We start from the raw sequence: 14,729 nt of genomic DNA, 5'->3' as shown, positions 1-14,729 counted from the left end.
CCCCGCGAACCGCACTTCACTCCGACAACTTGAAAAAAGCGCCACGGCACGACGAAGGCCCGGATCCCAAAGGATCCGGGCCTTCACCATTCAGTAGCGGGGACAGGATTTGAACCTGCGACCTCTGGGTTATGAGCCCAGCGAGCTACCGAGCTGCTCCACCCCGCGTCGTTGTGTTCAAACCGTACCACGACGCGGGGTGGAGCTTTTCTCAACTGCCCTGGTCGTCGCCTTCCGGCTTCGTGGCAGCGTCAGCACCCGAGCCCGACGACCCGGAGTCGCCCGAGGCGCCCGAGGAGCCGCCCGAGGCCTTCGGCTGAGCCGCCGCCGCCCGCTCCAGGGCCTCCTGGAGGTCCTTCTGGGCCTTGCCGTAGGCCTCCCAGTTCTGCTCCTTGAGGGCCGTCTCACCCGCCGTGTACGCCTTCTGGGCGTCCGCGATGGCCTTCTTCAGAGCCGCGTCGCCGGTGGCCGGCGGCTCCGTGGTGTCACCCGGCGGCTCGTCGGGCTCGGTGGGCGGTGTCGTCGTATCGCCCTCGACCCCGAAGACCGCGTTGAGCGCCTCGCCGAGACTGTTCTCGAAGACGATCTTCGACCCGTACGAGGCGGCGACCTTGCGCAGCAGCGGGTAGTTCTGCGTGCCACCGCGCGTGTACACCGGTTCGATGTAGAGGAAGCCGCCGTCGAGCGGCACCGTCAGGAGGTTCCCGTACTCGATGTCCGAGTCGGTGCCCTTCAGGTTTCTCACGAACTCGGCGACGTCGTCGTTGCCGTTGAGCTCACTCTGCACCTGGCCGGGGCCCTTGACCGTACTGGTGACTCTCAGGAGTCTGATCGTGCCGTAGTCCTTGCTGGCCGCGTCCGCGTCCACCGCCATGAACGCCCCCAGGTTGGGGCGCCCCTTCGGGGTGAACGTCGTGGTCAGCGAGAACTTCTGCGTGTCCTGGTCCGGCATCTTCATGCTCAGGTAGTACGGCGGAACGGACCCGGGTTCCTTGTTGGTGGGGTCGTCCGGCACCTGCCAGGCGTCACTGCCGCTGTAGAACTGCGCGGGGTTCTCCACGTGGTACCGCGTCAGCAGCTCACGCTGGACCTTGAACAGATCCTGCGGGTACCGCAGGTGGTCCATCAGCTCCTTCGGGATGTCCGCCCGCGGCTCCACCGTGCCCGGGAACGCCTTGCGCCACGTCTTGAGCACCGGGTCCTCGGTGTCCCACTCGTAGAGCTTGACCTTGCCGTCGTACGCGTCGACGGTGGCCTTCACGGAGTTCCGGATGTAGTTGACCTGGTTCTGCTGGGCGACGACCGCGCGCTGGTTGGTGGTCAGCGAGTCGGCCGTGGTGTCACCGAGCGTCGTACGCGAGGCGTACGGGTAGCCGTTGGTCGTGGTGTACGCGTCGACGATCCACTGGATCCGGCCGTCGACGACCGCCGGGTAGGCGTCACCGTCGATGGTCAGCCAGGGCGCGACCGCTTCGACGCGCTCCTTGGGGGTGCGGTTGTAGAGGATCCGCGAGCCGTCGCCGATGGCTCCCGAGTACAGGATCTGCGGCTCGCTGAACGAGACCGCGTAGGCCGCTCGGTTGAAGGCGTTGCCGAGGCTGACCCCGCTGTCGCCCTTGTAGCTGGTGGTCTTCTCGCCGTCCTCCTCGTAGTCGAGCTCCTTCTGGGGCCCGCCGACGATGGAGTACTGCTCGGTCTTCTCGCCGTAGTAGATCCGCTGCTCGTACTTGCCCAGCTCACCGGTGGTGGGCAGGCCCGACTCCGTGAAGTCCGGGGAGCCCGTCGGGTTGGTGCCCGTCGTGGTGCCCCGGGCCGCGATGACGCCGTAGCCGTGGGTGTACGTGAAGTGGTCGTTGATCCAGTTCCTCTTGGGGAGGCCCTGGAGGTTCAGCTCGCGCAGACCGATGACGGTGTCCTGCTCCTTGCCGTCCTCGCCCTTGTAGCGGTCGACGTCCAGCGTCTTGGGGAACTGGTAGTAGTTCCTCTTCTGCTGGAGCTGCTGGAACGCGGGCGAGACGACGTTCGGGTCCATCACGCGGTAGCTGGCGGCAGAGTCGGCGTTCGCCCTCAGCTTGGCGCTGTCATCGGTGGTGCTGGTGCCCGCGTAGTCGTCGACCTTCGCGTCGTCGATGTCGTAGGCGTCGCGCGTCGCGTCGATGTTCTTCTGGATGAACGGGGCTTCCTTGGCCTGCTCGTTCGGCTGGACCTGGAACTTCTGCACGATCGCCGGGTAGAGCCCGCCGATCAGGATCGCCGAGAGCACCATCAGGCCGAAGCCGATGACCGGGAGCTGCCAGGTGCGGCGCCAGAGCGTCGCGAAGAACAGCACGGCGCAGATGACGGCGATGCAGAAGAGGATCGTCTTCGCCGGCAGGTAGGCGTTGGCGTCGACGTACCGCAGGCCGGTCCAGTTGTCCGTGGCCTTGAAGTCGCTGGACTTCACGGCCAGGCCGTACCGGTCGAGCCAGTACGCCACGGCCTTCAGCGTGACGAAGACGCCGAGCAGCACCGAGAGATGACCGGTGGCCGCGCCCGTCGCACGTGCGCCGGGGCTGGTGATCCGCAGCCCGCCGTAGAGGTAGTGGGTCACCGCCGCCGCGATCAGCGACAGCACCACCGCGGCGAAGCCGAAGCCGAGCAGGAAGCGGTACCACGGCAGGTCGAACGCGTAGAAGGAGACGTCCAGCTTGAACTGGGGGTCCTTCTGCCCGAACGACACGCCGTTGACGTACATCAGCCACGTACGCCACTGGCCCGACGCGGAGGCGCCGGCGATGAGCCCCACCAGCGCGGTGACCGCGAGCAGCACCCACTTCTTGTACGGGGCGACACTCATCCGGTAGCGGTCAAGGCTCTGCTGCTCCAGCGACATCGCGCTCAGCGGCGGCCTGAGCCGGTGCGCGAGCCAGATGTTCACGCCGATGGCGAGGGCCATCAGCAGTCCGAAGACGAGGAACAGTCCGATCTTGGTCCACAGGGTGGTGGTGAAGACGGACGAATACGCGACCGACCTGTACCAGAGCCAGTCCGTCCAGAACCCGGCGAACATGACGAAGGCCATGGCGAGGACCGCCAGGACACCCAATGTCATGAGCAGGGTACGGACGCGCCGGGACGGGCGGCCGACTCTGATCCGTGGCCCGGTCGGGCCTCCGCCGCGGTCCGGCATCTGGAAAGCCAACGTGCGCACCTCGAAGTTCGCGGTCGTGTGGAGCGGGCCCAGCGATCGTAGAGCCCACCTATGCAACTTACTGAGGCTTTACCTAGTTCCCGTTCCCGGGGCAGAAGGAGGCAGGATGTTGAGCATGCCCAACGTTTCCCCCTCAGGCCCTCCGATGGCCGCGAGCCCACTGACCGTCGCCGTCCTCGAGATCGACGCCTACGCCGCAGGTCTCGGCTGGGACCAGCCGGCCAGGCTGTTCGCCCTGGTCGACACCGCCCGGCTGCGTGCCCACGAGCCGGGTCTCGCCGCCCAGCTCGGCCTCGACGACGGCGCTTCCACGACCGCCACCCTCACCCCTGTGGAGCAGGAGGAGCTCCCCGCCGGCACCGCGCTGGACGAATTCCTCGCCACGATCGCCTGGCCCGACGCCGTAGTCGGCTGCGCCATGACCGTCGAGCGGCTGATGCTGCCGCCCTCGGCGGAGGCGTCCGTACCGGAAGGCCTGTCGGACGCCCAGCTGACCAAGTGGGTCGCCGAGCACCCCGACCGGCAGGAGGTCCGGATGACCGTGGCGGTGCTGCGGGACGGTGCGCGGGACTCCGCCGTGCGTCTGCGGGAGAAGGACTCCCCCACCGAGGTCCTGACCGGGGCGGGGCTCGTGCCGGGGCTCGCCGAGGCCCTCGCGGCCACCTTCGAGTCCTGACGCCCCCGGCGGGGGCCGGCCTCAGCCCTTCGAGCAGCTCGGCAGGCCGGCCGTGTCCCCCGCCCGGATCTTCTCCAGGGACTTCTTGGCGTCGTCGAGGGTCTTCACCCGCACCAGGGTGAGGCCGCTCGGGGTGTCGGACGCCGCGGCGGAGCAGTTGTCGTCCGGGGTCAGGAAGTACTGGGCGCCCGCGTCGCGCGCGCCGACCAGCTTCATGTTGATCCCGCCGATGGGGCCGACCTTGCCGTCGTCGTCGATGGTGCCGGTGCCGGCGATGAACTTGCCGCCCGTCAGCTTGTCGGGCGTCAGCTTGTCGATGATGCCGAGCGAGAACATCAGTCCGGCGCTCGGGCCGCCGACGTCGGCCAGCTTGATGTCGATCTCGAACGGGAACGTGTGGTCCGTCCCCGCCTGGATCCCCACGATCGCGCGGTCCTCGGACGGCTTCGCGGGATCCTCGGGCCCCTTGCGGGTGGTGAGGGTGACGTCGCGGGAGCCCTTGGGCTCCTTGCCCGCCTTCTCCGCCGCCGCCGCGGTCTTCGCCGGGATGATCGTGAAGACGACGTCCTCACCGGGCTTGTGCTTCGTGACGAGCTTCGCGACGTCCTCCGGCTGCTCGACCGCCGTGCCGTCGACCGCCTCGATCACGTCGCCCGCGTGCAGCACGCCCTCGGCGGCGCTGTCCTTGACGACCGTGGAGACCACCACGCGGGAGGTGACGGGGATCTTCAGCTCCTCCAGGGCGGCGACCTTCGCGCTCTCCTGGGACTGGCTGAACTCCTCGGCGTTCTCCTGCGTCGACTCCTCCTCGGTCTTGCCGTCCGGGTAGAGGGTGTCGTGGGGCACGACCACGCTGTCGTGGGCCAGCCATCCGTAGACGGCCTCGACGATGTTCATGTCGTAGTCCGCACCGGTGACGCGAACCGTCGTCATGTTGAGGTTCCCGGACGTCGGATACGTCTTGCGCCCGCTGATGTGCAGGACCGGCTCACCGCGGGCGTCGCCGAGCGTGTTCACCGTCGGGCCCGGGGACATCTCCGAATACGGCACGCGGATCAGCACGCCTGCGCAGAGCAGCGCGATGAGGATGAGGGTCGAGGCGAGCATCGTCGCGGTGCGGCGTGGCATGGAACGACAGTACGGGAACGGCCTGTCAGTGCACCGTCGGGGCCGGTCCGTACGGGGCGGACGGCGGAGTCGGGACGGATCCCGGAACACCTGGGGGCACCGCTGGTGCCCTCGCTGCGGGGCCTGCGCCCACCGGCAGCGGATGCGGTGCGGAATTGGCAACTGCGTACAGCTGCGGAGTCTCAGACGGCCTCGGAACCGGAGTGCGATTTCTCCATCGCCTCACGGAACCTGGCGTAGCCGGCGAGTTCGGTGACATCACCGGTCGTTCGATTGCGGGCTGCCCACCCTCCCCATATCGCCGCGCCAAGAGCAGCTATAAGTGGAATCAACAGCCAAGCGAGTGCTGCCATCACGACCTCCCTACCCCATGAGCGACCGCAACTGACGATCAGAAGATTAACGACCTGCAGGACCAACGCTCACGGCAGGGGTGGGGTTACGCAAATCGGGGCTGATGCCCCCCGGGGCGGTTTGCGTTCAGCAGGCTCCGACCCACTCCTCCGTGCCGTCGGAGAAACGCTGGTGCTTCCAGATCGGGACCTCGTGCTTGAGGTCGTCGATGAGCTTCCGGCAGGCCTCGAAGGCCTCACCCCGATGGGCGCAGGAGACTCCGACGACCACCGCCAGATCGCCCACGTCCAGTTCACCCACCCGGTGGACGGCGGCCAGCGCCCGTACCGGGAACTCGGCGACCACCTTCTCGGCCACCCTGCGGAGCTCGTCGACGGCCGTCGGATGGCAGGAGTACCCGAGGGAGCCGACGTCCTGCCCGCCGTCGTGGTTGCGCACCGTGCCGACGAAGAGCGCCATGCCTCCCGCGGCGTCGTCCCCGACCGCACGGAAGATCTCGTCGACGGACAGCGGTGTGTCACGGATGTCCAGGAGCCGGATGGGGTCCTGGGCAGCCTGCTCACCGGGGTGGTTGTGGGTGCGTGCCATGAGGCCATCGTGCCGCACGGGACGCGCATCCCGGAATAGCGGTTTCGACCGGTGGCGTGCCGGACGGCTTGGAGCCTCCTACCAGACGGGGGCCGGAGCCTCCGCCGGGCGGGACGGCCTCCGGTCGTGCCGCTAGAAGCGCCGGCGCGCCTTGCGGGCCCGCCGGACCAGGGCCGCCGTGCCGAGCAGGGCGACGGTCGCCCCCGCGGCACCCGCCGCGGTCGCGTCCTTACGGCCGAGCCGCCGGCCCGCGACGGTGTGGCGTCCCTCGACCTCTTCGAGGAGCGCCGCCAGGACCTCCTCGTTGGTCCACCGCGGGCGCCATCCCGCGTCGTGGAGCCTGCTCACACTGACCACCCAGGGGTGCATCGTGTAGGCGAGGTCGCCCGCGGGCGAGGGGGTGAGGCCGAGGCGGTGCAGCCGGGCCGCGGCGCCGAGGGCGACGGCGGACGGCAGCTCCATGCGGCGTACCCCGGAGAGCTCCTCCACCTCCTCCTGTTCGAGCCAGCCGTCGCAGCCGACCGCGAACTCGCCCTCGATCCTTTCGAGAGCCGCGTACTCCAGGGCGCTGACCAGGTCGTCGACGTGGCAGAACTGCCAGGCCGGGCGGGAGCCGGCGACGACCAGGAGCCTGGGTGACTCGAAGTACCGGGTGAGCGCCGTGTCCGTACCGCCGACCAGGACCGTGGGGCGCACGATCGTGACGTCGAGGCCGGGGTGGGCGCGAGGGGCGCGGCGGCCGAGGCGTTCGATCTCCAGCAGGTCGCCGACCCCGGTGGCCTCCGCCGTGGCCCGCAGCTCCGCGTCCTCGGAGAGGGGGATGTCGTTGTCGGGCAGAGCGCCGTAGACCATCGCAGAGGTGCACAGCACCACCCGGTGGACGCCCACGGCCGCCGCCGCCGTCAGCACGGTCTGGGTACCGCGCACGTTGTACGCGGTACGGGCGGCGGGATCGGTCTCCAGGTCGAGGTCGAGCGCCATGTGGACGACGACGTCCGCACCGCGCAGCTTCTCGGCGATGGCGGGGTCCCGTACGTCCAGGATGTGCCAGGTCGCCTCGGAGACGTCCCCCCGGCGCTCGTCGATGGCGATGACCTGCTTGATCTCGTCGGATGCGGCGAGATGGGCGGTGAGCAGCTCACCGACGCCGGTCGCGGCGCCGGTGACCGCGACGACGGGGCCCCGGCTTCGGCTTCGGGAAGAATTTTTCGTGGGCTTGCTTTCGGGCGAGGGGTCGGCCAGGTTTCGCGCTGCGCGAACCTGCGGATCTGGGGAACTCACCGGGCGTCTCCAGCGGTTGTCTTCAGTACGTACCCGTATGACGCGTGCGTACCAGGTGGCGTCCATCCTGCCGCAGGCCGGGAGCCGGCGGAGCACCGAGGGCCCGAGCGGTCTTCGGTGTCTACGCTGGATGGTGATGTCGGGCAGTCGCCGTCGGTTCGAGCCGGCGGCCCTACGAGCCGAGGAAACCCGTGAGTGACACCCCATTCGGATTCGGCCTTCCGCCGGAGGAGCCGGAAGACGGCGACGAAGGCAAGAAGAAGGACCCCACCGGTGGTGGGCAGGGCTCGGGCGGGCCGGCGAACCCGTTCGGCTTCGGGCCCGGCGCGGGCGGGGACAACCCGTTCGCGGCGATGTTCGGCTCCATGAACCCGAACGACCTGGGTGCGGCCTTCCAGCAGCTCGGCCAGATGCTGAGCTACGAGGGCGGCCCGGTCAACTGGGACATGGCCAAGCAGATCGCCCGCCAGACGGTGTCGCAGGGCACCACGGACGGCAGCAAGGACGCCAGCGTCGGACCCGCCGAGCGCGCCTCCGTCGACGAGGCGCTGCGTCTCGCCGACTTGTGGCTGGACGGTGTGACGTCGCTCCCCTCGGGTTCGGTCTCGACGGTGGCCTGGAGCCGCGCCGAGTGGGTCGAGGCGTCCCTGCCCGCCTGGCAGCAACTGGTGGACCCGGTGGCCGAGCGTGTCGGCCTCGCCATGGGCGATGTCCTGCCGGAGGAGATGCAGGCCATGGCCGGCCCGCTGATCGGCATGATGCGGTCCATGGGCGGTGCCATGTTCGGCCAGCAGATCGGCCAGGCCGTGGGCACGCTCGCCGGCGAGGTCGTCGGCTCGACCGACATCGGCCTCCCGCTGGCACCGGCCGGCAAGGCCGCGCTGCTCCCGCTGAACGTGGAGCGGTTCGGCAAGGACCTGAGCGTTCCGCAGGACGAGGTCCGGCTGTACCTGGCGCTGCGCGAGGCTGCCCACCAGCGGCTCTTCGCCCACGTCCCGTGGCTGCGCTCGCACCTGTTCGGCGCGGTCGAGGCCTACGCGCGCGGCATCAAGGTCGACACCAGCAAGCTGGAGGACGTCGTCGGCCAGTTCGACCCGTCGCAGCCCGAGCAGCTCCAGGACGCTCTCCAGCAGGGCATGTTCCAGCCGGAGGACACCCCGGAGCAGAAGGCGTCGCTGGCCCGTCTGGAGACCGCTCTCGCGCTCGTCGAGGGCTGGGTGGACGCGGTGGTGCACGAGGCCGCGAAGTCCCGGCTGACCTCGGCGGACGCGCTCCGGGAGACGATGCGCAGGCGCCGGGCGTCCGGCGGTCCGGCCGAGCAGACCTTCGCCACCCTCATCGGGCTCCAGCTGCGGCCGCGCCGGCTGCGGGACGCCTCGCGGCTGTGGGCCTCGCTCACGGACGCCCGGGGTGTCGACGGCCGCGACGGTCTGTGGGAGCACCCGGACATGCTGCCGACCGCCCAGGACCTGGACGACCCGGACGGCTTCGTCCACCACGAGCAGCTGGACTTCTCCGAGCTGGACAAGATGCTCGGCGAGGCGGCGAAGGGCCCGCAGAAGCCCGCCGCCGAGGAGCCGGGGCAGGAGCCGGGCGGGGAAGCGGGTCAGGACGGCCCCGGCGACGACCCGAAGAGCGACGGCAAGGACGACTCCGGCACGTGAGCCTGCATGACGACGCCGTCGCGGTGCTCGACGGCTACGAGAGGGGCGACGCCGCCCAGGCCGAGCTGCGCCGGACGTATCTGGACCATCTGGCCGCGCATCCCGACGGCATGTGGAAGGCGTGCGGGGCCGGGCATCTCACGGCCAGCGCGCTGGTGATCGACCCGGAGCGCGGCAGGGTCCTGCTGACCCTGCACAGGAAGCTGCGGATGTGGCTGCAGATGGGCGGACACTGCGAGCCCCAGGACACCACCCTGGCGGCGGCCGCCCTGCGCGAGGCCACGGAGGAGTCGGGGATCCCGGGCCTCACCCTGCTGCCCGGCGGGCCCGTGCGGCTGGACCGGCATCCCATCCCGGCGCCCTGCCACTGGCACCTCGACGTGCAGTACGCGGCGACGGCGTCGCCCGGGGCGGTGGAGCGGATCAGCGGAGAGTCCCTCGATCTGCGCTGGTTCCCCTACGACGAGGTGGCGGGCGTGGCGGACACCTCGGTCGTGCGCCTGCTGGAGAGCACCCGCGCACGGCTGGAGCACGCGGCCCGGTAGCCGGGTGAGGGGCGGCCCCACGCGGGACCGCCCCTCACACCTCCGGCGCCCGGCAGGCGGGCACCGGGTTGTCCGGCACCCGGCCGGACCGTCCGGCTCAGTTCCAGGAGTTGTTCTGGTTCTGGCCGTGCGCGCCGTGCTGCCCCATGCCGAACTGGGCTGCGGCCCCCTGCCCGATCTGTGCGTTCTGCGGCGGCAGGACCTCGCTCGGCTGGACGAGGGCGAACCCCTGGCCGAGGAAGCTCAGCTCCCAGCCCTCTCCCGTGTTGCCGCGGCGCCGGAAGACGCCGGAGGAGTGGGTCTGGGCCTGCATCTGGACCCTCAGCCCGCTCGACCAGGCGACGATCGCGTCGGCGTCGGCGTTGACGTACTTGTCGGGGGTGACCTGCATCATCAGGGGCTGGCCGGAGGTCATCAGGGCGACCTTGCCGTTCCCGGAGATGTTCAGCTGGTACTTGCCGGTGCCGGAGATCCCGTACTGGCTGTCCACCGCGATGACCTCGGTGTGCAGCGAGGAGTCGAGCGCCAGGACGTAGGCGCTGTCGACCGTCATGCCCTCGTGGTCGACGTCGACCACGTGGATGTACTGGGCGAGGTTGGCCAGGTAGACCGTGCCCTGACCGGAGCAGCGCATCAGGTCGAGGCCCTCCCCCGTGTTCCTCCGGGCGCGGCGCTGGCCCTGCGACTGGTACTCCCCGTCGAACTCCATGAGCCCCTGGTAGGCGACCATGGCGCCCTTACGGGCGAGGACGTCGTCGTGACCGGTCAGCGAGACCCGCAGGAGCTGCGGGTTCTGCACGGTGTAGCGCTCCTGCGACTGCTGTTCGGTGTGGCTGAAAAGCGGACTCTGCATGATGTGTGGTTCCCCCCGCTCAGTTCCGGATCCGCAGGCGGTCGGTACTGTCCTCGCTCGGCTGGACGACGACGATCCCCTGGCCCGAGAAGGCCATCTGGTACGCCTCTCCGCTGCCCCGCCCGATGAGCGAGCCCGCCTTGAAGCTGCGCTTGCCCTTCACCTTGAGGTTCGGGGACCACGCGACGAGGGCGTCGGGGTCGACGTACGTCTCGTCCTCGCCCCGGCCGCAGTCGACGACGATCGGTGTGCCGCGCGAGGTGATGGCGACCCATCCCGTGCCCTGGATCGCGACGTTCCACAGACCCTGGCCGGCGAACTTGGCCAGTCCCTTGACCCGCTCCACGCCCCAGGTGAGGTGTGCGTCGAACGCCAGGAGGTTGGTCCCGTTGACCGAGAGGGAGTCGTTGTCGAGGTGGATGACGACGATGTCGGCGCCGTAGTCGGCGAGGTAGAGCAGTCCGTCGCCGGCGCACTTCATCAGGGGTGCGCCCTCGCCGGTGATCCACTGGGACGCGATCTGGCGTACGGCGGGCGGGTTGGGTTCGTACTGGATGAAGCCCTCGTAGGCCACCATCGAGCCGGTACGTGCGTAGAGGTCCTGGCCGGTGGCCATGGCGACCTTGAGCATCGTGTGGCCGTGGTTCTCCATGCGGGCCGTGACGGGGGTCGGGGCGAAGCCCGCGAGCTGCTGGTTCATGACGGGCTCCCTCAGACCTCGTAGGGCTGGACGACGATGAAGTTGCCGGGGGCTCCCCGGAACTGGAGGTTCACGGTCTCCCCGCTGTGCCCCGGGTACGCGTTGCGGCGCAGCCGGACCTGGCTGGAGATGATCACCTGGGACGCGGACGACCAGGCCACCACCGCGTTGCAGTCGGCGAAGGTGGTCGGTGTGACCGGCAGGACGACCGGCACACCGTGGGTCTTGACGACGACGGTGCCGGTCCCGTGGAACTGCATGGTGAACAGGGCGCCGCCGGGGATCCCGTGCCCTTCGATCCTGCGGACCTCGTACTGCAGGGACTCGTCGAACGCGAGGACGCTCTCCGCCGAGACGCAGATGCCGTCGCCCTGCAGCTCGATGGGGTGCAGATGGGAACCTTCCTCGGCGAGGAAGACCTGGCCACGGCCGGTACAGCGCATCAGCTGCATCTCCTGGCCCGTCGCGTTGCCCACCATGCGGCCCGCGAAGCCGGCACCCTTGTAGCCGAAGTCGACCTTGCCCTGGTACATCACCATGCTGCCCTGACGGGCCAGCACCGGATTGCCGCCCATCGTGAGGTCGACGCGCATGAGCTGCTGGTTCTGCGAGGTCCAGCGCTGCCCGGTGGCCGTCTCCTTGTACGGCTGCAGGGCGGCCCGCAGTCCTGCGCCCCCCGCGGGAACACCCTGGGGCACGCCCTGCGGGGGCTGCTGGCCGAACTGTCCCGGAGGCTGCTGGCCGAACGGCGGGGCGCCCGGGGGCTGCTGGCCGTAGGGCGGGGCGCCCGGAGGCTGCTGCTGTCCGAACGGCGGAGTGCCCGGGGGCTGCTGCCCGTAGGGCGGCGCGGGCGGGGCGCCCTGGCCGGGGACCTGGCCGAACTGCGGCTGCTGGGGCGGCTGCCCGTACGGGGCGGGCGCCGGTGCGGGTGCGTGCGGTGCCGGTGCCAGGGGCGCCGCGATGGTGGGCGCGGCATGGATCGGCTGCTGCTGCGCGGGAGCGGGCGGAGCGCCGAACGCCGGTGCGGGCTGCGGCGCCTGGGGGGCGGCCGGAGCACCGAAGGCAGGAGGCGCCGTGGCCTGGGCAGGCGGCGCGAACGAGGGGGCGGCACCCGCCGGCGGTGCGGCGGGAGCCTCCTCGGCGACCTCGCCGCCGAAGTTCTTGAGCAGCGCCTCGAGTCCACCGTCGAAGCCCTGGCCGACGGCGGCGAACCGCCAGACGTCCTTGAGATAGAAGTCGCCGAGCATGACCGCGCGCTCGGTGGTGAACTCCGAACCGGTGAAGGCGTACTTCACCACTTCCTCGCCGCCCGCCACGATCCGGATGTATCCGGGGCCGACCTGCGACATCTGCCCGGCACCGTCGAGAGTCGCGGTGAAGGACAGCTTGTGGATGTTCGCCGGAATACGGTCGAGGGTGACGCGGAACGATTCGGTGTCACCGGCCTGGGCGCCGAGAAGCTGAATGGACTCCTCAGGCGATTTCGGCTGGTTGAAGAAGATGAAATACCGGTCGTCGGAGAGCTGCTCGTTGGCGTCGAGACCGAAGCAGCTGATGTCGAACGTCAGGCCGGGGCCCGCGATCTGCACGCCTACGTACAGATCCGTCCCTGACGTGAGATCACTGATCTTGGCCTTGTGGCCGCGCTGAAATTCCCTGGCCATGCGTAACGACCGTCCCCCATCCCGAAGGTGAATGCGTCGCGTCAGGCTAACCGCAAACCACGACATCGAGCCAAGCCGGTACAGACCCGGTACAGAATCGGCAACTCACTCTTCGCGGGCGGCGGGCAGATGCGGAAGCCGGTCGGCCGCCACGACCCCTTCGAGGTAGCCACGCGCGCGCTCGGTGCGGGGGTACGACTCCAGGAGCCGCCAGAAGCCCGGTCCGTGGCCCGGGACCAGCAGATGGGCCAGCTCGTGGAGGAGGACGTAGTCGAGGACGTACTCCGGCATCCCCTGGAGACGGTGCGAGAGGCGGATACTGCCCTCGGCCGGGGTGCAGGAGCCCCAGCGGGTGTTCTGGTTGGTCACCCATCGCACGGAGGCGGGCCGTGCCCGGCCGTCCAGATACTGGCCGGAGAGCCGCTCCGCACGGTCGGCGAGCTCGCTGTCACCGATGACGCGTCTGCTCTCCTGCGCGGCGAGCTTGTCCAGCATCACGCCGACCCAGCGCTGCTCCTCGGCCTCCGACATCCGGGCGGGGATGAGGACGATGGTGCGATCGCCCTCCCGGTACGCGGAGACCGTTCGGCTGCGCCGGGTGCTCCTGCGGACCTCGACCGCGCTCGCCACCGAGGCGCGGGGCTGCTGGACGGCCGGGCTGGGCTGCTTGCGTACGGCACTGCGCGCGGGGGTCTCCCCGGCGGGACCGGGAGAGGGGTCGGCGGGCACGACACGACGTTACCCGCTGGCGGTGCGGGAAGTCCCGCCCCCTCGGCGTTCCCGCGTTGATCCACTTCTCGGCTTGCACCATTTGAACGACTAATGCCCCAGCCTGTGGATAACTTTCTGCCCGTTCTGCCGCCACGTTGCATTCTTGCAACGGATCCATCCAACAGATCCGACACCGACCTGGGAGAAGTCATGCACCCGATGCTGAAGCCCGCGCTCCGCCGCGCATGGCGTGGACGGAACACCGTGCAATTCGGAGTGACGCCGGCGCACGCGGTAACGCTGGGGCCGATGGATATCGCCACGGGCAGCTTTCTGGAACTGCTCGACGGAACACGTGGACTTCCCCTGCTCCGTGAAGAGGCGAGGGCTCTGGATCTGTCGGACCGTCACGTGGACATTCTCGTATCGCGTCTCACGGAGGCCGGTCTGCTGGACGATCCGGACGCGGGCGGCCCCGAGGCCGACGCCTTACGCCGACGGGCCGAGACCCTGGAGCGGCAGCGTCCCGACGCGGCGGCGCTCTCGGTCGTCCACCCGACGCCGGGCGGTGGCCTGCGGACGCTGGCCGCCCGGCGCGCGATGCGGGTCCAGGTGCGGGGAGCCGGACGGGTCGGCGCGGCGATCGCCGCGGTGCTGTCCGGGTCGGGGGTGGGTCATGTCGAGGTGCTGGACGGGGGCCGCACCGAGCCCTGGGACGTCGCTCCGGGCGGCCTCCCGGCGTCCTCGGTCGGGGAGCGCCGGGACACGGCGGCCCGGCAGCTGGTGCGCAGGTCGGCGGTCGGCGGCCCTCCCCGGCCGGGCGGGACGGCCGACGCCCCTCCCCGTGGTGAACCCGCCCTGTCCCTGATCGTGGTGGCCCCCCGGGACGGACTCTCCGTGTACGTCCCCGATCCGGACGTCGCCGCGCCCTGGATCGCTTCGGGTACGCCGCATCTCTACGCCGGAGTGATCGAAGCCACCGGAGTGGTGGGGCCGTTGGTGCTGCCCGGGGGCACGGGCTGCGCCGGCTGTCTGGCGTTGCACCGCGCCGACAGGGACCCCCAGTGGCCGCGGATGCTCGCGCAGTGGCGCTCCGGTCGGCGCACCTGCGTGCAGGCCTGCGATCTGGGCCTGGCGACCGCGGTGGCCGGACTCGCGGCGGCCCACGCGCTGTCCTTTCTCGACGGGGAGCTGCCCGCGAGTACGGGCGCACGCTGGGAGGCCGCCATGCCGATGCTGGACTGGCGGTCGGAGCGGCTGGGGGCCCACCGCGACTGCGCCTGCGGTGCCGCCGGGCACACTGAGGTGGAGCTCACCCCCGCGGCCGGCGCCACGCAGGACACAATGGCCGGGTGACCGCCGCCGACGGAGCGGT

Annotated in this window: 13 protein-coding genes and 1 tRNA gene; 4 read left to right on the top strand and 10 right to left on the bottom strand. The window is 70.2% G+C overall.

Going from position 1 to position 14,729, the window contains the following annotated elements; all coding sequences use genetic code 11:
* Positions 1-94 precede the first annotated feature (94 nt).
* Both ACZ607_RS15050 and ACZ607_RS15045 read right to left on the bottom strand, forming a co-directional pair.
* Positions 95-168 (bottom strand) — tRNA-Met (locus ACZ607_RS15050).
* Positions 169-211: 43 nt separating this feature from the next.
* Positions 212-3,169: a UPF0182 family membrane protein gene (locus tag ACZ607_RS15045; RefSeq protein WP_469735578.1), complete on the bottom strand. Its 2,958-nt coding sequence runs from the start codon at positions 3,167-3,169 to the stop codon at positions 212-214.
* Between the two features lie 127 nt (positions 3,170-3,296).
* Here ACZ607_RS15045 and ACZ607_RS15040 point away from each other — a divergent pair, with 127 nt between their 5' ends.
* Positions 3,297-3,866: a PPA1309 family protein gene (locus ACZ607_RS15040; protein WP_469735146.1), complete on the top strand. Its 570-nt coding sequence runs from the start codon at positions 3,297-3,299 to the stop codon at positions 3,864-3,866.
* A gap of 21 nt (positions 3,867-3,887) precedes the next feature.
* On the opposite strand, the gene ACZ607_RS15035 is transcribed toward ACZ607_RS15040, so the two are convergent.
* The 4 genes from ACZ607_RS15035 to ACZ607_RS15020 form a co-directional block, all read right to left on the bottom strand.
* On the bottom strand, positions 3,888-4,994 hold the full coding sequence (locus tag ACZ607_RS15035; protein WP_469735145.1) for a YlbL family protein: 1,107 nt from the start codon (positions 4,992-4,994) through the stop codon (positions 3,888-3,890).
* A 182-nt stretch (positions 4,995-5,176) separates the two neighbouring features.
* Entirely contained in the window at positions 5,177-5,347 is a 171-nt protein-coding gene (locus ACZ607_RS15030; RefSeq protein WP_014048224.1) for a hypothetical protein, read from the bottom strand.
* Between the two features lie 127 nt (positions 5,348-5,474).
* Positions 5,475-5,936, bottom strand: coding sequence for a molybdenum cofactor biosynthesis protein MoaE (locus ACZ607_RS15025; RefSeq protein WP_469735144.1), 462 nt, complete (start codon positions 5,934-5,936; stop codon positions 5,475-5,477).
* A 132-nt stretch (positions 5,937-6,068) separates the two neighbouring features.
* Positions 6,069-7,217, bottom strand: coding sequence for an SDR family oxidoreductase (locus tag ACZ607_RS15020; protein ID WP_469735143.1), 1,149 nt, complete (start codon positions 7,215-7,217; stop codon positions 6,069-6,071).
* Positions 7,218-7,408: 191 nt separating this feature from the next.
* On the opposite strand from ACZ607_RS15020, the gene ACZ607_RS15015 reads away from it, so the two are divergent.
* Positions 7,409-8,881 (top strand): zinc-dependent metalloprotease, encoded by a 1,473-nt coding sequence (locus ACZ607_RS15015; protein ID WP_469735142.1) that lies wholly within the window; start codon positions 7,409-7,411, stop codon positions 8,879-8,881.
* On the top strand, positions 8,878-9,426 hold the full coding sequence (locus ACZ607_RS15010; protein WP_469735141.1) for an NUDIX hydrolase: 549 nt from the start codon (positions 8,878-8,880) through the stop codon (positions 9,424-9,426). Before ACZ607_RS15015 ends, ACZ607_RS15010 begins: the two co-directional genes overlap by 4 nt.
* A 97-nt stretch (positions 9,427-9,523) precedes the next feature.
* Here the strand turns inward: ACZ607_RS15010 and ACZ607_RS15005 are convergent, their stop codons facing one another.
* The 4 genes from ACZ607_RS15005 to ACZ607_RS14990 all read right to left on the bottom strand — a co-directional run bounded on the left by ACZ607_RS15005 (position 9,524) and on the right by ACZ607_RS14990 (position 13,372).
* Positions 9,524-10,279 (bottom strand): AIM24 family protein, encoded by a 756-nt coding sequence (locus ACZ607_RS15005; RefSeq protein ID WP_469735140.1) that lies wholly within the window; start codon positions 10,277-10,279, stop codon positions 9,524-9,526.
* Between the two features lie 19 nt (positions 10,280-10,298).
* Positions 10,299-10,979, bottom strand: coding sequence for an AIM24 family protein (locus ACZ607_RS15000; protein WP_469735139.1), 681 nt, complete (start codon positions 10,977-10,979; stop codon positions 10,299-10,301).
* An 11-nt stretch (positions 10,980-10,990) separates the two neighbouring features.
* Positions 10,991-12,643, bottom strand: coding sequence for a TerD family protein (locus tag ACZ607_RS14995; protein ID WP_469735138.1), 1,653 nt, complete (start codon positions 12,641-12,643; stop codon positions 10,991-10,993).
* Positions 12,644-12,748: 105 nt separating this feature from the next.
* Positions 12,749-13,372: a M48 metallopeptidase family protein gene (locus ACZ607_RS14990; protein WP_469735137.1), complete on the bottom strand. Its 624-nt coding sequence runs from the start codon at positions 13,370-13,372 to the stop codon at positions 12,749-12,751.
* 192 nt (positions 13,373-13,564) lie between these two features.
* On the opposite strand from ACZ607_RS14990, the gene ACZ607_RS14985 reads away from it, so the two are divergent.
* Positions 13,565-14,710, top strand: coding sequence for a ThiF family adenylyltransferase (locus tag ACZ607_RS14985; protein WP_469735136.1), 1,146 nt, complete (start codon positions 13,565-13,567; stop codon positions 14,708-14,710).
* Positions 14,711-14,729: the final 19 nt, after the last annotated feature.

Source organism: Streptomyces sp. NPDC104381 (genome assembly GCF_055583745.1).
This window is presented reverse-complemented; position numbering and strand designations above follow the sequence as displayed.